Genomic DNA, 19574 nt, shown 5'->3' with positions numbered 1-19574 from the left:
TTTGACCTTGAAACGGGGAAGGAAAACAATGCGCAAGCGTTCTGCGACGCTACTGGCCTCGGCGGCACTCATCGGTGCCACGCTGCCCCTCATGGGTGCCGGCTCCGCCTCGGCGGCCGCCTTCAAGTGCCGGCCGGCGTCCCACGACTACGTGGTCGCCAAGGAGAAGGTCCCGGTCCGCGCCAGCTTCTCGGCGAACGCCAGGGTCGTCGACTACGTCTACAAGAACAACAAGGTGCACGCCTACTGGGACTGCACCAACTCCTCCGGCAACCCCTGGGTCTGCATCGGCAGCTGCCGTGTGGACGACGAGTCCATCTCGGGGCGCTGGGTCTACCGCGGGAATCTGAAGGGCTGACCCCCCTCGCGATGCTTCGATGAGCCGGGCCCGCCCCCGTCGCAGGGGCGGGCCCGTTCCGTTTCCGGGTCAGCCGCCGGTCGGCTCGCCGTGCAGCCGGACCGTGCTGAGGATCTTCATGACGGTCTTCTCGGGCACCTCGCCCTTGACGCCCTTGGCACCGAAGAAGCTCCACGCGACGAAGTCGCCGGCGGAGTTCTTGAACCCGAACGTGACCGCCTTGCCGTCGCTCGCGCACTTGCCCTTGTCGGGTGTGTCCTCCGAGTGCGCCCAGGCGACGCTGCCCTTCACGCCCGAGGCGGTGGTGTAGGGCTTGGCCTTGTCGTCGGCCTTGACGCTCTTCTTGTCCGGCTGCGTGTAGCCGCCGTACACCCAGAAGGCCACCTGGTTGACCGCGACCTCGTCGGTGTCCTTGGCGCCGTCGGCGCCCTTGGTGCCCGCCCCGGCCAGCGACTCGGTCTCGGTCCTGCCGTCCTTGTCGTCGTCGCTCGTGCACCACTCGGACTTGTAGAACGCCGGCGCCGACATGGTGATCAGCGGCTTGCCGTCGTCGGACTTCTCGTCCTCGAAGAAGACGTACGAGGTCGGGGATGCCACGTCCCAGTCCGCCGGGACGTCGAAGGCCGTGCCCCACTTGGGGTTGATGACGACCTTCCAGCCCTTGACCGTGGGCTGCGCCGCCTCGCCGCCGCGGGGGTTGTCGCCGGTGGCGGTGGCGCCCGGCTCCTCGGCAGGCGGGCTCGACGCGGCCTTGTCCTTCTTGCCGTTCTTGCCGCCGTCCGCCGTGTCGTCCTTGTCGCCGCCCAGTACCAGGAAGCCGGTGACACCCGCCGCGACGACCACCGCCGTGGCGGCGATGATCGCGACCAGCTTCGTCCGGTTGCCGCCGCCACCGCCCTGCGGGGGCTGCGGAGCGCCGGCCGGCGCGGGGGTGTCCCACTGCGGCTGCTGCCCATAGGGGTTGGGCTGCTGCTGGTACCCCGGCTGCTGGTAGGGATTCGGCTGCTGGTACCCCGGCTGCTGGTACGGGTTGTTCGCCTGCGGGTTCTGCTCGCCCCCGGGCGGCTGCTGTCCTGGCCACATGAGCAGTCACCCTAGCCGCGCTCCGGACACGATTCGGTCACTGCCCGTGTACGGAGACGTAGCAACCCGGGGAGCGGGCGGTGAGGATGTCGTGCGGACGGGTGCGGCGGTCGTCACACGGCCTGGTCAGCCCTCTCTACTCGTGAGTAACATGCGGCCATGAGCGCAGACCAGATGTCCATCGGCGAGATGCTCGCCGCCACGGTGCCCATGGCCCGGACCCTGAATCTCGAATTCCTCGAGACCTCGCCGGAGCGGGCGGTGGTGTCGCTGCCGGACCAGGCCGAGTACCACAACCACGTGGGCGGCCCGCACGCCGGTGCGATGTTCACGCTCGGTGAGTCCGCGAGCGGGGCGATCGTGCTGGCCGCGTTCGGGGGCCAGCTGTCGCGCGCCGTGCCGCTCGCCGTCAGCGCCGAGATCTCCTACAGGAAGCTGGCGATGGGCGCCGTCACCGCCACGGCCACTCTCGGCCGCCCGGCCGCCGAGGTCGTCGCCCAGCTGGACGCCGGTGAGCGCCCCGAGTTCCCGGTGGCCATCGCCCTTCAGCGGGCGGATGGTGCCGTGACCGGCGAGATGACCGTGGTGTGGACCCTGCGGCCCAACGGCTGACCACGCTGTCGCGGTGCGGGGGCCCCGGCCGGGTGCCGGGGCTTTCGCATGTCAGGCCACCATGCCCCGGTGCCCGGGGCGCCGCGCCGCCCGGCTCCCCCGGGGCTGGATGAGGGCACGCCGTGGAGTTGGAGATTTCGTGTGCCAATCGCCTTTGCGTGCACACAACTCGGGACCATCGGCGCCCCGTTTTTCGAAAGCCGGTACGGATACCGCCGGTAACCTTTCTGGAATTCCCGCGTTTTGAACTCGGGTCATCGAACTCCTTGTTACCAGTGAGTCGCATGTGCGAAAGTGAGCCACCTCACAGCGAGTGAGCCACCTCACGGCCGAGTCCGCAGCTGACGCGGCATAGGTATGCACCAATCACGCACCTGCTTTCCGACGGACGCGCAATTCGCCTGCCGTTCTGCGGCTGGAAGGAAATGGTTCCGTGCAATCCCCCAACCCCCCACGCCCGCCGTACCCGCCACGCCCCGGAGCCGGAGCGGGGGCCGCGGAGTCCGACCGCAATCTTCTCGCCCGGGTCGGTGAACCCGCCGAAGCGCCGCGCGCCGTCGCGCTGTTGCTGGCGCGCCACTGGCGCTCGGTCTACGAATACGCCGTGATCTGCCTGGCGTCCTCGGAGGATTCCGCGGCGATGGCGGCAGCCGCCGCCTTCCGCGAGGAGCTGGCCCGGCCGGGCGGTGGCGCCCTGCGTCCGCGGCTGCTCAGGGCGGTCCGGGAGACGGTCGGGAAGTGGGCCGCGGACGACGGCCTTTCCGGAGTTCTGCCGGAACTCCGCAAAACCGTCGGCGCCCGCGGCCTGCGCGCCGCCCGCTCCGGCACACCCGAAAGGCGACGCCTCGCGGAGCGCGCTTTCCGCGGCCTTCCGGGTGCTTCCCAATGCCTGCTGTGGCACACGGAGGTCGAGGCCGAGCCCATATCCGTACCGGCCGGTCTGCTGGGAGTGGACGCCGCTACCGCTTCGTCCGCCCTGCTGCAGGCGCGCGAGGAATTCCGGTCGGGATGCGTACGGGCGCACCGGGAACTCGCACCGACGCAGGAATGCCGCTACTACAACCGCCTGCTGGACGTTCCCATGCGCCGTGGCGGGGCCCTGCTGCCGGATGTGCAGCGGCATCTCATGGCATGCCGCTACTGCCGTCACGCCGCCGAACAACTCAGCCACTTCGAGAGCGGTTTGGAAGACCTGCTCGTGGAGACGGTGCTCGGCTGGGGCGCCCGCCGCTACCTCGCGTCACGGCCGGGCCGCGACGAGGGCCGGTGCGCGCTGCCCGCCGGCGGGCGGCACCGCCTCCGGCCCCGGGCCGAACCGGCGACGACCGGCCGGCCCGGGTCGCCGAGGAGGCGCACCAAGGCACTGGCCGCCGCGGTCGGGGTGACCTCCCTCGTGCTGTTGGCGACCCTGCTCACCGCCCGCGGCTGGACGGAGGAGAGCGGCAGCCCCGGCCCACAGGTCACCTGGGGGGCGGTCAGTGGCCACTCCGTCGACCCGGACGGCGCGGGCTCCGCTGCCGTGGGCCCGGACCCCACGGCGGCATCGTCCGAGGAGCCATCGTCCGCCGCTGCCCCGTCGGCCGCCTCCGCCGGCGGCTCCGTCGAAGTGGCCCGGGGGCGCCTGCGCAACCTCGACGCCGGCCTGTGCCTCGACGTCCGGGGCGGCAGGGCCCGGGCCGACGCCCGCATCGTGCTGACCGCCTGCTCCGAGGGCGGGTCCCAGCAGTGGTCGTACCAGGAGGACGGCGTCCTGCGCAGCGGCGCCGACCCGACCCTGTGCGTCGGTTCCGACCCCGCCGGGGGCTCGGTCGTCCTGGCAGGCTGCCTGGTGCACGCCGGAGTCGTCCGCTACGACCTGACCGTGCGCGGCGAACTCCTGCCGCGCGGCGGCAGGGGGCTGGCCGTCGCCCCCGGCAAGGGCCGGGACGTGATCGTCACCGGTCGCGACGGCTCCACGGCGCAACGCTGGACGGTGGAACCGCCGGATGCCCCCAGGGGTCCGGGGGAGTCCCGGCGGAAGCGGGCCGAGGACACTCCGCTCGAGAGCCGCGAGAACCGCGAGGAGCCGGGGCAGCGGCCGTACGGCGATGCCCCGCCCGGGCAGCGGCCCGAACCGCCGCGCGGCGATTCCGGGGAACCGCCCCAGGAGCGGTACGAGACGCGGTTCGCGCCCGTGGACTGCTGCGAGGAAGCCGAACCCGCGACCGCCGAGGCCGGTACGCGGCCCGGCTCCGACGTCCTCGGTCCCGTGACCGCCACCGTGACCGACGCCGTGACGGCGCTTCACTCCGCCGCCCTGCCGTAGACCGGACCGGGGCCGCCCGCCCGGGCGACCCCGGGGGCCAGAGGTTCACCCGCCCCTCCCCGTGGTGCCGGACGGAGCGTCAAGCGGTCCTCCTGGCGCCGGGTGCGTCCATGGCCGACACCGTGCCCCGCATCGCCCGGCGGTCCGCACCGCGTCTGCTCGGCGGGGCGATCGCCCTGCCCGCGGGGCCGACGTCTGCACCACGCGACGGGCCCGCGGCGTCGACGAGTCCGCCCGGGCGCCCCCGGGACGTCGCCCTGACCACCTGCGGGGGCGCCGTCGAGGGGCAGACCGCATGTGATCCGCGGCCGACACCGGCGGTGCGACCCGGATGGCCGAGAGGCGCCTGGCATCGAACCGGAACAGACTGGTACTCCTCCTGAGGCCGCCCGCAGAACCCAGGGAGTCACTCATGCCCGAGTCCCCACGCCAGGACAGCAGGACCGACAGTCGTACCGCACCGACCGACGAGGAACTGCGCACGCTGGACGCCCACTGGCGGGCCGCCAACTACCTGGCGGCCGGGCAGATCTACCTGCTGGGCAACCCCCTGCTCACCGAGCCGTTGCGGCCCGAGCACATCAAGCCGCGGCTGCTGGGCCACTGGGGCACCTCACCCGGGCTGAACCTCGTCCACACCCACCTCAACCGCGTGATCAAAGCGCGCGATCTGGACGCCCTGTGCATCTGGGGCCCGGGCCACGGCGGCCCGTCGGTCCTCGCCAACTCGTGGCTGGAGGGCAGCTACAGCGAGAAGTACCCGGACGCCTCCCGGGACGCGCAGGGCATGGAACTGCTCATGCGGCAGTTCTCCTTCCCCGGCGGCGTGCCCAGCCACGTCGCCCCGGAGGTGCCCGGCTCGATCCACGAGGGCGGCGAACTCGGCTACTCCCTCGCCCACGCCTACGGCGCCGCCCTCGACCACCCGGGCCTGCTGGTCGCCTGCGTGATCGGCGACGGCGAGGCGGAGACCGGCCCGCTGGCCGGTTCCTGGCACGCCAACAAGTTCCTCGACCCCGTCCATGACGGCGCCGTCCTGCCGATCCTGCACCTCAACGGCTACAAGATCGCCAACCCGACCGTGCTGTCCCGCCTCCCGCAGGCCGAGCTCGACGCGCTCCTGCGCGGCTACGGCCACGAGCCGATCCACGTCACCGGCGACGATCCGGCCACCGTCCACCGCGCGATGGCCCAGGCGATGGACACCGCGCTGGACCGCATCGCCGAGGCCCAGCGCGCCGCCCGCGAGGAGGGCGTTACACAGCGCCCGCACTGGCCGGTGATCGTGCTGCGCACACCGAAGGGCTGGACCGGCCCGGCCGAGGTCGACGGCGAGCCGGTCGAGGGGACCTGGCGTTCCCACCAGGTGCCGTTGGCCGGTGTCCGTGACAACCCGGACCACCTGCGACAACTGGAGGCCTGGCTGCGCTCCTATCGCCCCGAGGAGCTCTTCGACGCCGAGGGTCGGCCGGTCCCGGACGTCCTGGCCTGCGTCCCCGAGGGCGGCAGGCGGCTCGGCGCCACCCCGTACGCCAACGGCGGGCTGCTGGTCCGCGATCTGCCGGTCCCGTCCCTGGACGAGTTCGCCGTGCCCGTCGACAAGCCGGGCACCACCCTGCACGAGCCCACGCGCGTCCTCGGCGACCTCCTCGCCCGGGTCATGCGGGACACCGCCGACCGCCGTGACTTCCGCCTGGTCGGACCGGACGAGACCGCCTCCAACCGGCTCCAGGCCGTCTTCGACGCCAGCGGCAAGGCCTGGCAGGCCGAGACCCTCGACGTCGACGAGCACCTGGACCGGCACGGCCGGGTGATGGAGATCCTCTCCGAGCACCTCTGCCAGGGCTGGCTGGAGGGCTATCTGCTCACCGGCCGGCACGGGCTGTTCTCCTGCTACGAGGCGTTCGTGCACATCGTCGACTCGATGGTCAACCAGCACATCAAATGGCTGCGCACCTCCCGGCGACTGCCGTGGCGCGCCCCCATCGCCTCCCTCAACTACCTGCTGACCTCCCATGTGTGGCGGCAGGACCACAACGGCTTCTCCCACCAGGACCCCGGCTTCGTCGACCACGTCCTCAACAAGAGCCCCGAGGTCGTCCGGGTCTACCTGCCGCCGGACGCCAACACCCTGCTGTCGGTGGCCGACCACACTTTGCGCAGCCGCGACTACGTCAACGTGATCGTGGCGGGCAAGCAGCCCTGCTTCGACTGGCTGTCGATCGAGGAGGCCCGGGTCCACTGCGCCCGCGGCGCCGGCATCTGGGAGTGGGCGGGCACCGAGGACGGCACCGAGCCCGACGTCGTGCTGGCCTGCGCCGGTGACGTCCCGACCCAGGAGACGCTGGCCGCGGCGCACCTGCTCCGCCGGTACCTGCCCGAGCTGTCCGTCCGGGTCGTCAACGTCGTCGACCTCGCCCGGCTGCTGCCCCGGGGGGAGCACCCGCACGGCATGAGCGACTTCGAGTACGACGGCCTGTTCACCACCGACAAGCCGGTGATCTTCGCCTACCACGGCTATCCGTGGCTGATCCACCGCCTCGCCTACCGCCGCACCGGCCACCCCCACCTGCACGTGCGCGGCTACAAGGAGGCCGGCACCACGACCACGCCGTTCGACATGGTCGTCCGCAACGACCTCGACCGCTACCGCCTGGTCATGGACGTCGTCGACCGCGTCCCGGGCCTCGCGGTGCGCGCCACGGCCGTACGCCAGCGGATGGCCGACGCCCGCACCCGGCACCACGCGTGGATCCGTGAGCACGGCACCGACCTGCCCGAGGTCGCCGAGTGGACCTGGAACGCCTGAGCCACGGGGGACGTCCTGCCACCCGGTAGGCTTCCCGTGCTCACAGGGAAGCACAGGGAAAGGATCCGGCGTTGCACGTCCAGGAGTGGCTCGAAACCGTACCCGCGGTGGCCGTCTACGCACTGGTGGGAGTGGTCATCGGCCTGGAGAGCCTGGGCATCCCGCTGCCGGGCGAGATCATCCTGGTCTCCTCCGCGCTGCTCGCCTCCCAGCACGGCGACATCGACCCCGTCGTCCTCGGCGCCAGCGCCACGGCCGGTGCGATCATCGGCGACTCGATCGGCTACGCCATCGGCCGCAAGGGCGGGCGGCCCCTTCTTGCCTGGCTGGGCAACAAGTTCCCCAAGCACTTCAGTGAGGGCCACATCGCCGCCGCCGAGCGCTCCTTCGAGAAGTGGGGCATGTGGGCCGTCTTCTTCGGCCGCTTCGTCGCCCTGCTCCGCATCTTCGCCGGGCCCCTCGCCGGGGTGCTCCGCATGCCGTACTGGAAGTTCGCCATCGCCAACGTCCTCGGCGGCATCCTCTGGGCCGGCGGCACGACGGCGGTCATCTACTACGTCGGTATCGTCGCGGAGTCCTGGCTGAAGCGCTTCTCGTGGCTCGGCCTGGTCGCGGCGGTCCTGGTCGGTGTCACGTCCATGCTGGTGCTCAAGCGCAAGGCGAAGAAGGCACAGCCGGTGCCCGCCGCGCAGTAGAGGGGGCTTTCCTCCTACGCGTGCACCTCGCGGTGCGCCGCGGCCAGCTCGGCGTACATCGTGCCGTTGAGCGTGACGCCCTGCCGCTCCTCCTCCGACAGCTCCCGCCGGACCTTCGCGGGCACCCCCGCCACCAGCGAACCGGGTGGCACGACCATGCCCTGTGGCACCAGCGCCTGCGCGGCGACGAGCGACCCGGCCCCGATCACCGCGCCGTTCAGGACCGTCGCACCCATCCCGATCAGACAGTCGTCCTCGACCGTCGCCCCGTGCACCACCGCGTTGTGTCCGATGCTCACCCGCTCACCGACGCTCACGGGAAACCCCGGGTCGGCGTGGAGCGTGCAGTTGTCCTGGACGTTGCTGCTCGCCCCGACGGAGATCGCCTCGACGTCGCCGCGCACCACGGCCCCGTACCAGACGCTCGCCCCCGCGCCCAGGGTCACGCCCCCGATCACGGACGCCGTCGGCGCCACGAACGCCGTCTCGTCGATCTCCGGCTCCCTGCCGCCGATCCCCGTGATCATCGCGCGCTGACCCATGTCCGCCTCCCAGCGTCGTAGACAACGCGCAAACCGTACGCCACCCGGTGGGGCGAAGATCACAGGCAGCCGACGCCGCGGGCGGAGCTACCGCTGAGTACGGTGAGCTCGTGCCGAAGCGCAAGAACACGTTCTCATCCTGGCGGCGGGGCCTCACGCAGCGCGCCGTCCACGCGGGCTGGGCCTGGGTGCAGCGCACGGGCTCCGTCACCGCCGAGCACCCCGGCCGCTACCGGTTCGGCACGATGGGAACAGGTACCAGACTCGCCTTCCCGCTCGGCACGGTCTTCGGCGAGCCCTGGATCCACCTCGGCTCCTACTGCATCATCGGCGAGCAGGTCACCCTCACCGCGGGCCTGATGCCCGACCTCGACCTCGGCCCGGACCCGATCCTGCGCATCGGCGACGGCGTCGTTCTGGGCCGCGGCAGTCACGTCATCGCCGACACGACGGTCACCATCGGCAGCGACTGCTACTTCGGACCGTACGTCTACGTCACGTCCACGAACCACTCCTACGACGACCCGCACCAGCCGATCGGCAAGCAGTGGCCGCGGATGGAGCCGGTGGAGATCGGGCCCGGCTGCTGGATCGGCACCGGAGCGGTGATTCTGCCGGGCGCCCGGATCGGGCGGAACGTGGTGGTGGCCGCGGGCGCGGTCGTGCGGGGCGCGGTGCCCGACCACTCCGTGGTGGCGGGCGCACCGGCCCGCGTCGTACGGCGCTGGACCCCCTCCGACGGCTGGCAGCCACCGCTGCGCACCCCGGCGCCGGTGCCGATACCGGACGGCGTCACCCCCGAGCAGCTCCGCGCGCTGTCGGACCTGGACGAGGAGGCGGCGGCCGGACTCGCGGAGCTGGAGCCCGGTTCCTGAACGGTCCGTTCAGCCCGACGCCAGCAGCACCGTCCCCACCAGGGCCAGCCCCGCCCCGGCGGCCTGCACCGCCCGCAGCCGTTCGCGCAGGACCCCCCGCGCGGCCACGGCCGTCACCACCGGGTACAGGGAGGCCAGCACGGCGGCGACCGTCACCGGGCCGTGCTGCGCGGCGATCGAGTACGTGCCGTTCGCGGCGACGTCCGCGAGGCCGACGAAGGCGAGGGCGGGCAGCGTGCGCCACGGGAAGCCGTCCGCCGGGAGGGCGGGCCCACCGCGTCGCACCGACACGAACAGCGCGAGCCCGCCCGCGGCGACGTTCGTCACCCGCTGGACGAACAGGGCGAGGAACAGGCCGGTCAGCGTCGTCGACGCCTCGGCGATCAGCGCCATCACAGCGCCGAAGCCGAACGCCGCGAGCAGGGTCAGGGCGATGGCCTGGCGCTGGACGGGGGCGCCGCGGAACTGGGGGCCGCCGGCGAGGCAGACACCTGCGACGGCGACCAGGATGCCGACGAACTGCAGTAGGCCCGGACGCTCGCCCAGCATGAGACCCACCCCGACCGGCACGGCCACACCGATCGACCCCAGCGGCGAGACCACGCCCATCGGGCCCAGCGCGAGCGCCTTGTAGAAGGCGAGCATCGCCACCGGTCCGACCAGCCCGGCCGCGACGGCGAACCACAGCTGCGGCCCCGTCTCGCTCCAGCCGCCGGTCGCCACCACGAGGGCGCCGAGCACCACCACGGCGATCGACTGCGAGACCACGACCACCGTGAGCGCCGGTGTGCGCCGGGTCAGCAGACCGCCGCCGAAATCGGCCAGTCCCCACAACAGGCTGGTGGCCAGGGCGAAGAGCGCTGTCATGGGACGGATACCTCGCAGTACAGTTCAGTGCACGATCAGGTCAACCACACCATAGTGCAGTCGGCTGTACTGTGTCATACAAAATATTGGACGGAACGTGTCGGACCTCGACCTGCTGACCCAGTCCCTGGCGCGGAGCGTCAAGCACTGGCGCGCGGTGCGCGGCTTCACCCTGGACGTGCTCGCCGCCCGGGCGGGCGTCAGCCGCGGCATGCTCATCCAGATCGAGCAGGCCCGCACCAACCCCAGCCTCGGAACCGTCGTCAAGATCGGCGACGCACTCGGCGTCAGCATCACGACCCTGCTCGACTACGAGCAGGGCCCGAACGTGCGGATCATCCCGGCCGACCAGGCCGTGCGGCTCTGGCACACCGAGGCCGGCAGCTACAACCGGCTCCTCGCGGGCACCGAGGCGCCCGGCCCGCTGGAGATGTGGGACTGGCGGCTCGTGCCCGGCGAGAGCAGCCCGTCGGACCCCCACCCCGCCGGCACGACCGAACTGCTGCACGTCACGGCGGGCGAACTGACCCTCACCGTGGACGGCGTCGAGCACCGGGTGCCCGCGGGCTCCAGTGTCCACTTCGAGGCCAACGTCCCGCACACGTACGGCAACACCGGCGACGAGCCCATGGAGATGGTCATGGCCGTCTCGGTGCCGCCCGTGACCTGACACTCCCGGACCACCGCCGGTGCGCTGTTGTTAGCGTGCGGCCATGCGCGCACCCATCGGACACTTCGACAACGCCCGGCCGGCCCCCGCCTGCCTCGCCGAGCTCACCGCCCCGGTCGCCGACGCCGTACGCCACTGGCGGGGCAGCGTCCCGGCCGAGCAGATCGTCTACGTCGACACCGACCCGGAGTGGGCCGACACCGCCACCTTCGTGGAGCACTACGGGCGGGACCTGCTGGAGCGGTCGGCGAACTGCGTGGTCGTCGCGGGCAAGCGGGGCGGCGAGTCCACGCTCGCCGCGTGCGTCGTGCTGTCCACCACCCGGGTCGACGTCAACGGCGTGGTGCGTCGGCAACTCGGTGCCCGCAAGGCCTCCTTCGCCCCGATGGACACGGCCACCGGTGAGACCGGCATGGAGTACGGCGGCATCACCCCGCTCGGGCTGCCGGACGGCTGGCCCGTCCTGGTGGACGCGGCCGTCGTCGACCTGCCGTACGTGCTCGTCGGCAGTGGCCGGCGGCGCGGCAAGCTGCTGGTGCCGGGCAAGGCGTTCGCGGAACTGCCGCATGCCGCGGTGCTGGAGGGGCTGGGGATCTCCTGAGCTACGCCGCGATGTGGTGGGCCAGGGGGAGATGGGGGTCGCTCTCGCCCGGCGCCGGTTCCGGATCCGCGTGCACCAGGGCCGCGGTCAGGCGCGGTACCGCGTGCAGCAGCGCGTGCTCGGCGTCCACGGCGATGCGGTGGGCTTCGCGCACCGTCGCGTCACCGTCCACCACGACCGCCACCTCGGCGCGCAGCCGGTGACCGATCCAGCGCAGCCGCAGCTCACCCACCCCGCGCACCCCGGGCACCTCGGTCAGGGCCCGCTCGGCCCGGTCGACCAGCACCGGGTCGACGGCGTCGAGTACCCGGCGGAACACCTCCCGGGCCGCGTCCCGCAGTACCAGGACGATCGCCGCGGTGATCAGGAGCCCGACGACCGGGTCCGCCAGTTGCCATCCGAGGGCGGAGCCTCCGGCGCCCAGCAGTACGGCCAGCGAGGTGAAGCCGTCGGTACGGGCGTGCAGCCCGTCGGCGACCAGCGCGGCCGAGCCGATGGAGCGGCCGACGCGGATGCGGTAGCGGGCCACCCACTCGTTGCCCGCGAAGCCGACGAGGGCGGCCACGGCGACCACCGGCACGTGCGCGACCGGGCGTGGATCCAGCAGCCGGTCCACAGCCGTCCAGCCGGCGAAGGCCGCGGACGCCGCGATCGTCAGCACGATCACCAGACCGGCCAGGTCCTCGGCCCGGCCGTAGCCATAGGTGAAACGGCGCGTGGCCGCGCGCCGGCCCAGCACGAAGGCGATCCCGAGCGGGACGGCGGTCAGCGCGTCCGCGGTGTTGTGCACCGTGTCCCCGAGCAGCGCCACCGACCCGGAGACGGCCACCACGGCCGCCTGGGCCAGCGCCGTCACACCGAGGACGGCGAGCGAGACCCAGAGTGCCCGCATCCCGCGGGCCGACGACTCCAGGGCGGAGTCGACCTTGTCGGCCGTCTCGTGGGAGTGCGGGGCGAGGAGGTGGGTCATCCGGTGGCGCAGGCCGCGCGGGCGCCCGTGGCCGTGCCCGTCGTCGTGCCCATGGGTGTGGCCATGAGAGTGGGAGTGCTCGTGCCGGTCGCTCACGTGGATCCCCTTCCGGTGCGCGCGAGAGTGGACGTACCCGTCCCGGGGCGCCATTATGTGCGTATGAGCGCACGCATGCACCTCTCATCTGCGCATGATGCGCATCCGCGCAGCCCCGGCGAGGAGCAGTTCGCCCTCGCGGCGGAGCTCCTCGGCCTGCTGGGCGACCGCACCCGGCTCGCCCTGCTGCACGCGCTGACCGGGGGAGAGGCCGACGTCACGACCCTCACCGAGGCGTGCGGGGCTGCCCGGCCGGCCGTCAGCCAGCACCTGGCGCGACTGCGTCTCGCGGGCCTGGTGAGCACCCGCAAGGAGGGCCGCCGGGTGATCTACGCCCTGCGCGACGGTCATCTGCGCCGGCTCGTCGACGAGGCGCTGAACGTGGCCGACCACCGCCTCCGCGACCGTCCCCCGCACGACTGAGTCAGTACCGCGCGGCCGTCCCCAGATACTGCTCGGCGAAGGCGGCCGCCGCCGCGGGCGAGGTGAACAGGCGGCGCAGCCGGGCGACGGTGGTTCCCGCGCGGAACGGGTCGCCCGCCGCCGTGCCGTGGTACACCTCGGACAGCCACTGCGAGAACTCCTGGTAGTCCCACACCCGCCGCAGGCACGCCTCCGCATAGCCGTCGAGGCCGCTGCCGTCCCCGGTGGTCAGCCGCGCGACCAGGGCGTCACCGAGCAGGAAGGCGTCGTGCAGGGCGAGGTTCATGCCCTTGGCGGCGATGGGGGCGACCAGATGGGCCGCGTCGCCGGCGAGCAGGAGCCGGCCGTGCACCATCGGCTCGACCACGTAGTCGTGCATCTCCAGGACGCGCTTCTCGATCAGCCGCCCCTCGGTCAGCGGCGGCGCACCGGCCGCCCCGAGCCGCTGCCGGAGCTCCGACCAGACACGCTCGTGCGGCCAGTTCTCCGGAGCGTCACCCGGCGGGCACTGCAGGTAGTAGCGGGTCACCTCCGGGCTGCGGGGCATCTGGCCGGCGAAGCCGCGCGCGTGGCAGCCGAACAGCACGCAGTCGGCGGACGGCGGCGCCTCGGCGAGCAGGGCCAGCCAGCCGATGCCGTAGTCGTGGCGCGCGATCCGGACCCGCTCGGGCGGGAGCGACGCCCGGCTCACCCCGCGCGCCCCGTCGCAGCCGGCGACGAAGTCGCAGTGCACTTCCTGGCGTTCACCCGTCTCGGGGCAGGTGTACGACACCCGTGGCCGGTCGGTGTCGAGGTCGTGGATCCGCACGTCACGGACCCCGAAGCGGATGTGCCCGCCCCGGACGTCGGCGTACTCGCGCACCAGGTCCGTCACCAGCAACGGCTGCGGGTAGACGAAGTGGTGACTGCCCGTCAGCCGGCCGTAGGGGAACCGGAAGCGCTCCCCGTCGAAGCGGAACTCGCACGCGGTGTGCAGCTCCGCGCGGTCCAGCAGGTGCGGGCGAGGCCCCGCTTCTCCAGGCCGCGTACGGCCCATTCCTCGATGACCCCGGCCCGCGGCCGCTGTTCGACGACATCGCGGGTCTCCGTCTCCAGCACCAGGCAGTGCACGGACGCGGCCCGCAGGATGTTGCCGACGGTCAGGCCCGCGGGACCGGCACCCACGACGACGACCGGAAAGCGTTGTGGCGCGCCGGAGTTGGCCGGCGGAACGGGGCGGGTCATGCGCACATTATGGAGGCCGGCCTCAGTGGACGGGCACCTCCTCGACGGGCACCTCCTCGATGCTCCGCTCGATCTCCCCGGCCGGCGAGGCCGAGGCCCGCGCCCAGTAGTAGACCGCCAGCGAGAACACCGTGACGACCAGCATGTCCCACCACAGTCCGAGGTGCCCCTGGCCGCCGAAGCCGCCCTGCCAGGCCCGAGCCGATGATGGAACCGACCGACGCCCACATGAGCCCGATCAGCCCGACATCCCGGCGCAGGCCGTCTCTTTCCATGGATACGGGGCCTCTCGAAGACGAACTCGGGGAGTCCGGGGAGCAAGAGGCCTCAGGTTAGGAATCGGCCGGCCGGTCGCAGGAGACGAGTTGTGCACCCTTGACCCGGTGCGGGTGTTTCCTGGGGAACGCTTCAGGATTCCTGTACGCGGTGATGAGACAGCCGTGGGATCTCGATCGCCGGGCAGCGGTCCATCACCATCTCCAGGCCCGCCGCGCGGGTCCGGTCGTACGCCGCCTCGTCGATGACACCCAGCTGGAACCAGACGCCCTTCGCGCCCTTGGTGACCGCCTCGTCCGCGACGGCCCCGGCGAGGTCGCTGTTCACGAACACGTCGACGACGTCCACGTCGAAGGGGATGTCCGCCAGGCTCGCGTACCCCTTCTCCCCGTGCACCGTCTCCGCCTTCGGATGCACCGGCACGACGCGCTTGCCGAAGCGCTGGAGCACGGCGGCCACACCGTACGCCGCCCGCTGCCGGTTCGACGACAGGCCCACCACGGCCCAGGTGTCGCCCAGCTCGGTGAGGATCCTGCGGACCGTTGCCTCGTCGCCGTACACCGGCGGCCTCCTCGAGAGTCGTGGACGAGCTGCTCTCCGGGCAACAACGCGGGACGCGCGGTGATTCCCCGGGACCTCCGTGATAACTTGCCGAGGCCAGTCGAACCCATGTACGTGGGTCAGGGAATCCGGTGTGAATCCGGAACTGACGCGCAGCGGTGAGGGGGACGGGCGGGGCCTCGGCCACTGGACTCCCTCGCGGACGTCCGGGAAGGCGCCCCGATCCGGATGAACCCGAGTCCGAAGACCTGCTGGCGGCCCCCGCGGCCGCGTGCGGCGGGGGAGCACCGTACGACCGGGCTCCGCGAATGGGCCCTCGACGCCTGAGGACTGGTTTTCCGTGCCCCTCGCCCGACCCGCCCGTGCCGCCGTCCTGCTCGCGGCCGGCTCCCTGCTCCTGACCGGCTGCGGCGGCACCGCGTCCACCGACGCCAAGCCTGCCGTCACCCTCACCAACTGCGGGCACGAGGTCCGTGTCGCGGCCCCGCCGCAGCACGCCGTGTCCCTCAACCAGGGCACCACCGAGATCCTGCTCTCCCTCGGCCTGGCCGACCGCCTCGTGGGCACGGCCACCTGGACCGACCCCGTGATGAAGGGGTTGGGGAAGGCCGAAGCCGAGGTGCCGCGCATCGCCGACAACACCCCGTCCTTCGAGCGCGTCCTGGACACCGAACCCGACTTCGTCGCCGCGTCCTTCGTCTCCACCCTCGGCAAGGGCGGCGTCGCCACCCGCGAGCAGTTCGAGAAGCTCGGCGTGCCCACCTACGTCTCCCCGTCCGACTGTGCCGGCAAGGACAACTCGGGCGGCGGCGACGGCGCACGCGACAAGGCCCTGGGCATCGACACCGTCTACGGCGAGGTACGGGACCTCGCGACCGTGTTCGGGGTGCAGGAACGCGGCGACACGCTCGTGGCCTCCCTCCGTCAGCGCATGCAAAAGGCCACGGCGGGCGCCGACGCCTCCGACGTCACCCTCCTCTACTGGTTCGCGAACTCCGAGTCGCCCTACATGGCGGGCTGTTGCGGAGCGCCCGGCATCATCACCCGCGCCCTCGGTGCGAAGAACGTCTTCGACGACACGCACGAGGAGTGGCCGCAGATCAACTGGGAGACGGTCGCCGACCGCGACCCCGACGTCCTCGTCATCGGCGATCTGACCCGCAGGTCCCAGACCGCCGAGTCCGCCGCGCGGAAGATCGCCTTCCTGGAGTCCAATCCGGTCACCAGGAACATGGACGCCGTCCGGCACAAGCGGTACGTGCTGCTCAGCGGACAGGCCATGAACCCGACCATCCGCACGGTCGAGGGCGTGGAGCGGGTGGCCGCCGGGCTGCGCCGGTTCGGGCTGGTGAAGTGACCGCCGGGAGTGTGCCGGGTGCCGGGGCCCGGCCCCGGCGGGGGAACGGGCTCGCTCTGGGCGCGGCCGGGGCGATCGCGCTCGTCGCCTCCCTCGCCGTGGCCATCACCATCGGTCCCGCCGACATCAGGGTCGCCGACGTGTGGTCCGTCGTGGCGGCCCGCCTCGGCCTCGGCGACCCGGAGCTGACGCCGATCCGGGACGGGATCGTCTGGCAGCTGCGGCTGCCCCGCACCCTGCTCGCGGCCGTGTGCGGAGCCGGTCTCGCCGTCTGCGGGGCGGTGATGCAGTCGCTGCTGCGCAACCCGCTCGCCGACCCCTTCGTGCTCGGGGTGTCCTCGGGCGCCTCCACCGGAGCGGTCCTGGTGGTCGTGCTCGGCGCGGGCGGCGGTGCCCTCTCGGTGTCCGCGGGCGCGTTCCTCGGCGCCCTGCTGTCGTTCGCGCTGGTGCTGCTGCTCAGCCACACCCTCGGCGGTACCACCGACCGGGTCGTCCTCGCGGGTGTCGCCGCCATGCAGCTCTTCTCGGCCCTCACCTCGTTCGTCGTGATGACCTCCGCCGATGCCGAGACGACCCGCGGCGTGCTGTTCTGGCTCCTCGGATCACTCGGCGGCGTCGGCTGGACCGACGTGTGGCTGTGCCTGGCCGTGCTGGCCGTGGCGCTGGTGGTGTGCCTGTCCCACGCCCGCACCCTCGACGCCTTCGCCTTCGGGCAGGACGCGGCGGCCGCGCTCGGGGTGTCCGTCGCCCGCACCCGCCTGGTGCTGCTGTGTGTCACGGCCCTGCTCACGGCCGCGCTGGTCAGCTCGGCCGGCGCGATCGGCTTCGTGGGACTGGTCCTGCCGCACGCCGCCCGGGCACTGACCGGCCCGGGGCACGCGCGGCTGCTGCCGGTCACCGCCCTCGCGGGAGCGGTGTTCCTGGTGTGGGTGGACACCCTCGCCCGGACGGTCCTCGAACCACAGGAGGTTCCGGTGGGGGTCGTGACGTCGCTGATCGGGGTGCCGGCGTTCGTGGCGGTGCTGTACCGGACGAGGAGGGCACGGTGAGCTGCGCGGACGCCCCGGCGGGAACCGGGCTGCGGGCCGACCGGGTCAGCCGCCGTGCCGACGGGCATCTCATCCTGGACGGCGTCGCCCTCGCGCCGGAGACCGGCTCCACGGTCGGCGTCCTCGGCCCCAACGGCTCCGGCAAATCCACCCTGCTGCGGCTGCTGGCCGGGCTGCTCACACCGACCTGCGGAGTCGTCACCCTCGACGGCACACCGCTGGGCGATCTGCCCCGCCGTACGGTCGCGCGCCGCCTCGCCGTCGTCGAGCAGCAGTCGGACACCCAGGTCGAGCTGACGGTCGAGGACGTGGTGCGGCTCGGCCGCGTCCCGCACCGCCGCGCCTGGACGCCCGCCGCCGCCGACGACGAGCGGGCGGTGCGTGCCGCCCTGGAACGCACGGGTCTCGACGAACGTTCCGGCCGGCTCTGGCACACCCTCTCGGGCGGTGAACGCCAGCGGGTGCAGATCGCCCGCGCGCTCGCCCAGGAACCCCGCGAGCTCCTCCTCGACGAGCCCACCAACCACCTCGACATCCACCACCAGCTCGACCTGCTCACCCTGGTCACGGGCCTGCCGGTCACCACCGTCGTCGCCCTGCACGACCTCAACCTCGCGGCGACGTACTGTGATCGGATCGTCGTGCTGTGCGCGGGGCGGGTCGTGGCGGAAGGCGCCCCGGAGGACGTCCTCACGGCGGAGCTCATCGCCGAGGTGTACCGGGTGCGGGCCGCCGTCAGCCGCGGAGGGCCCGGGGGCCGGCCCCATGTGCGGTTCCTGGGCACGCTGGGCTGAGAGGAGAGGCCGGGCACGACAGGGGGGCGATTACGCCACGGTGGCCGGAAAACACCGAACCTGCCTGCGTGTGGCCGCCCACCCGCCTACGCTCGCCTCGTGCTGCGCATCATCGACGCCCGGACCGGCGAGCCGGTCGACGCCGCCCCGGCCCGCCGGGGCCTGACCCGTGTCGCGGTGCACGCGTCCGGCTCCGACACGACGAACCTGCGGGTGCTGCTCGTCGGAGACCTGCTCGTCAGGACCCTGGAGCTCGGCGGGACACCGGTGTGGGCGCTGCTGACCGGCGGCCGCCGGCAGGCGGAGCTGCGCGCGGGCGCCGCGGCGCTCGGCATCCGCCCCTTCGAGGACAGCCCCGACGTCGGCGCCGGTCTGGGCGAGGCCCAGGTCGTCCATGTCACCGCCAGGGGCGGACAGACGCCCGACGGGGTGCGGATCGCCGTCGCGCCCGTGGAGCCGGATCCGCCCGGCCACTGCGACCCGGCCGCCCTGCGCCTCGCCCTGATCACCCGTCACCACAGCGCCCCGGTCCGGCTGGACGCGGCCGGGCTCGACGATGCCGGCGCCACCCTCGCCCGCTGGCGCGGTGCGGTCGCCCGCTGGGCACGGCAGCCCTCACGGCCGGTCCCCGACGCCGTGCGGGGGCGGCTGCGCGCCGCCTGGGAGGACGACCTGGACGTTCCCGGCGTGCTGGACGTCCTGCGTCACGTCGAGACCGAGCCGGACCTGGCCGACGGCGCCCGGTTCGAGACCTACGCCTACGCCGACCGGCTCCTCGGCCTGGAACTGACCCGCGATCTGGGAGCTCCGTCATGATCGAACGCGCCGGAGCAAGGCCGCTGCGCCGCCTGGTCGTGCTGCGGCACGCCAAGTCCGCCTGGCCCGCGGACATCGCCGACCACGAACGCCCCCTCGCCCCGCGCGGTCGCCGGGACGCCCCCGCGGCCGGGCGGGCACTGGCCGACGCCGACCTCCTGCCGGACCTGGCGCTGTGCTCCACCGCCGTCCGCGCCCGCGGGACCTGGGACCTGGCCGCCGCCCAGTGGGGCACACCCCCGCCGGTCCGCCACGACCGGCGGCTGTACGCCGCCGGCCCGGCCGGCCTGCTGGCCGTCGTCCACGAGGTGCCGGCCGAGGTGGAGACGCTGCTGCTGATCGGGCACAACCCCGGGCTGGAGGAACTGGTCCTGGCCCTCGCCGGTGACGGCCTCGACGACACCCTGGAGCAGGTCAGTACGAAGTTCCCCACCTCGGCGATCGCCGTGCTGGCCTGGCGCGGCACCGCCTGGCGGGCCCTCGCCCCCGACACCGCACTGCTCACGTCCGTGACCGTGCCCCGGGGCACGAAGAAGTAGCCCGGGCCCCGCGCCGGCATGCGTCCTTTCCAGTGATTGCGCCGGGTCCGCG

20 protein-coding genes, 1 pseudogene and 1 riboswitch are annotated in these 19574 nt (G+C 72.8%); of the genes and pseudogenes, 14 read left to right on the top strand and 7 right to left on the bottom strand.

Annotated features, from left to right (window positions below; translation table 11 throughout):
• Nucleotides 1-28 precede the first annotated feature (28 nt).
• A complete protein-coding gene (locus tag ACFY9S_RS25630; RefSeq protein ID WP_391132297.1) occupies nucleotides 29-358 on the top strand; it encodes a hypothetical protein in 330 nt (109 codons plus the stop codon).
• Between the two features lie 69 nt (nucleotides 359-427).
• Here the strand turns inward: ACFY9S_RS25630 and ACFY9S_RS25625 are convergent, their stop codons facing one another.
• Complete coding sequence (locus ACFY9S_RS25625; protein ID WP_391132296.1) at nucleotides 428-1441, bottom strand: hypothetical protein; 1014 nt, start codon at nucleotides 1439-1441, stop codon at nucleotides 428-430.
• Between the two features lie 174 nt (nucleotides 1442-1615).
• Here ACFY9S_RS25625 and ACFY9S_RS25620 point away from each other — a divergent pair, with 174 nt between their 5' ends.
• From ACFY9S_RS25620 to ACFY9S_RS25605, 4 genes are all read left to right on the top strand, one after another.
• The gene (locus ACFY9S_RS25620) at nucleotides 1616-2053 is read left to right on the top strand and encodes a DUF4442 domain-containing protein (RefSeq protein WP_391132418.1); all 438 of its coding nucleotides are present in this window, start codon (nucleotides 1616-1618) and stop codon (nucleotides 2051-2053) included.
• Between the two features lie 433 nt (nucleotides 2054-2486).
• Complete coding sequence (locus ACFY9S_RS25615; protein WP_391132294.1) at nucleotides 2487-4358, top strand: ricin-type beta-trefoil lectin domain protein; 1872 nt, start codon at nucleotides 2487-2489, stop codon at nucleotides 4356-4358.
• 412 nt (nucleotides 4359-4770) lie between these two features.
• Complete coding sequence (locus tag ACFY9S_RS25610) at nucleotides 4771-7167, top strand: phosphoketolase (RefSeq protein WP_391132292.1); 2397 nt, start codon at nucleotides 4771-4773, stop codon at nucleotides 7165-7167.
• A 71-nt stretch (nucleotides 7168-7238) separates the two neighbouring features.
• Complete coding sequence (locus tag ACFY9S_RS25605) at nucleotides 7239-7862, top strand: VTT domain-containing protein (RefSeq protein ID WP_391132290.1); 624 nt, start codon at nucleotides 7239-7241, stop codon at nucleotides 7860-7862.
• A 14-nt stretch (nucleotides 7863-7876) separates the two neighbouring features.
• Here ACFY9S_RS25605 and ACFY9S_RS25600 read toward each other — a convergent pair whose 3' ends face one another.
• The gene (locus ACFY9S_RS25600) at nucleotides 7877-8404 is read right to left on the bottom strand and encodes a DapH/DapD/GlmU-related protein (protein ID WP_391132288.1); all 528 of its coding nucleotides are present in this window, start codon (nucleotides 8402-8404) and stop codon (nucleotides 7877-7879) included.
• Between the two features lie 110 nt (nucleotides 8405-8514).
• On the opposite strand from ACFY9S_RS25600, the gene ACFY9S_RS25595 reads away from it, so the two are divergent.
• A complete protein-coding gene (locus ACFY9S_RS25595) occupies nucleotides 8515-9279 on the top strand; it encodes a DapH/DapD/GlmU-related protein (protein ID WP_391132286.1) in 765 nt (254 codons plus the stop codon).
• Between the two features lie 9 nt (nucleotides 9280-9288).
• Here the strand turns inward: ACFY9S_RS25595 and ACFY9S_RS25590 are convergent, their stop codons facing one another.
• Entirely contained in the window at nucleotides 9289-10146 is an 858-nt protein-coding gene (locus ACFY9S_RS25590; RefSeq protein WP_391132284.1) for an EamA family transporter, read from the bottom strand.
• Nucleotides 10147-10243: 97 nt separating this feature from the next.
• On the opposite strand from ACFY9S_RS25590, the gene ACFY9S_RS25585 reads away from it, so the two are divergent.
• Nucleotides 10244-10816 carry a cupin domain-containing protein gene (locus ACFY9S_RS25585; protein ID WP_391132282.1) on the top strand — a complete coding sequence of 191 codons (573 nt, stop codon included), beginning with the start codon at nucleotides 10244-10246 and terminating at the stop codon, nucleotides 10814-10816.
• Between the two features lie 43 nt (nucleotides 10817-10859).
• Complete coding sequence (locus ACFY9S_RS25580; protein WP_391132280.1) at nucleotides 10860-11417, top strand: YbaK/EbsC family protein; 558 nt, start codon at nucleotides 10860-10862, stop codon at nucleotides 11415-11417.
• Between the two features lies 1 nt (nucleotide 11418).
• On the opposite strand, the gene ACFY9S_RS25575 is transcribed toward ACFY9S_RS25580, so the two are convergent.
• On the bottom strand, nucleotides 11419-12483 hold the full coding sequence (locus tag ACFY9S_RS25575; RefSeq protein WP_391132278.1) for a cation diffusion facilitator family transporter: 1065 nt from the start codon (nucleotides 12481-12483) through the stop codon (nucleotides 11419-11421).
• A 63-nt stretch (nucleotides 12484-12546) separates the two neighbouring features.
• On the opposite strand from ACFY9S_RS25575, the gene ACFY9S_RS25570 reads away from it, so the two are divergent.
• The gene (locus ACFY9S_RS25570; RefSeq protein ID WP_391132276.1) at nucleotides 12547-12906 is read left to right on the top strand and encodes a metalloregulator ArsR/SmtB family transcription factor; all 360 of its coding nucleotides are present in this window, start codon (nucleotides 12547-12549) and stop codon (nucleotides 12904-12906) included.
• Nucleotide 12907: 1 nt separating this feature from the next.
• Here the strand turns inward: ACFY9S_RS25570 and ACFY9S_RS25565 are convergent.
• From ACFY9S_RS25565 to ACFY9S_RS25555, 3 genes and pseudogenes are all read right to left on the bottom strand, one after another.
• Nucleotides 12908-14130, bottom strand: a pseudogene (locus ACFY9S_RS25565) (4-hydroxybenzoate 3-monooxygenase).
• Nucleotides 14131-14152: 22 nt separating this feature from the next.
• Nucleotides 14153-14275 carry a hypothetical protein gene (locus ACFY9S_RS25560; protein ID WP_391132274.1) on the bottom strand — a complete coding sequence of 41 codons (123 nt, stop codon included), beginning with the start codon at nucleotides 14273-14275 and terminating at the stop codon, nucleotides 14153-14155.
• 263 nt (nucleotides 14276-14538) lie between these two features.
• Complete coding sequence (locus ACFY9S_RS25555; RefSeq protein ID WP_391132272.1) at nucleotides 14539-14967, bottom strand: CoA-binding protein; 429 nt, start codon at nucleotides 14965-14967, stop codon at nucleotides 14539-14541.
• An 80-nt stretch (nucleotides 14968-15047) separates the two neighbouring features.
• A riboswitch (cobalamin riboswitch) is annotated at nucleotides 15048-15238 on the top strand.
• Nucleotides 15239-15307: 69 nt separating this feature from the next.
• On the opposite strand from ACFY9S_RS25555, the gene ACFY9S_RS25550 reads away from it, so the two are divergent.
• The 5 genes from ACFY9S_RS25550 to ACFY9S_RS25530 are packed head-to-tail and all read left to right on the top strand — an operon-like array spanning nucleotide 15308 to nucleotide 19522.
• Nucleotides 15308-16324 (top strand): ABC transporter substrate-binding protein, encoded by a 1017-nt coding sequence (locus ACFY9S_RS25550; protein ID WP_391132271.1) that lies wholly within the window; start codon nucleotides 15308-15310, stop codon nucleotides 16322-16324.
• On the top strand, nucleotides 16321-17373 hold the full coding sequence (locus ACFY9S_RS25545; RefSeq protein WP_391132270.1) for an iron chelate uptake ABC transporter family permease subunit: 1053 nt from the start codon (nucleotides 16321-16323) through the stop codon (nucleotides 17371-17373). Before ACFY9S_RS25550 ends, ACFY9S_RS25545 begins: the two co-directional genes overlap by 4 nt.
• On the top strand, nucleotides 17370-18167 hold the full coding sequence (locus ACFY9S_RS25540) for an ATP-binding cassette domain-containing protein (protein ID WP_391132268.1): 798 nt from the start codon (nucleotides 17370-17372) through the stop codon (nucleotides 18165-18167). Before ACFY9S_RS25545 ends, ACFY9S_RS25540 begins: the two co-directional genes overlap by 4 nt.
• A gap of 60 nt (nucleotides 18168-18227) precedes the next feature.
• Nucleotides 18228-18983, top strand: coding sequence for a hypothetical protein (locus ACFY9S_RS25535; protein WP_391132416.1), 756 nt, complete (start codon nucleotides 18228-18230; stop codon nucleotides 18981-18983).
• On the top strand, nucleotides 18980-19522 hold the full coding sequence (locus ACFY9S_RS25530; RefSeq protein ID WP_391132266.1) for a histidine phosphatase family protein: 543 nt from the start codon (nucleotides 18980-18982) through the stop codon (nucleotides 19520-19522). The genes ACFY9S_RS25535 and ACFY9S_RS25530 overlap by 4 nt, the downstream gene beginning before the upstream one ends.
• The last annotated feature ends 52 nt before the right edge of the window (nucleotides 19523-19574 follow it).

The sequence above is a fragment of the Streptomyces sp. NPDC012474 genome (genome assembly GCF_042955185.1).
In the GTDB taxonomy this organism is placed as follows: domain Bacteria; phylum Actinomycetota; class Actinomycetes; order Streptomycetales; family Streptomycetaceae; genus Streptomyces; species Streptomyces cahuitamycinicus.
This window is presented reverse-complemented; position numbering and strand designations above follow the sequence as displayed.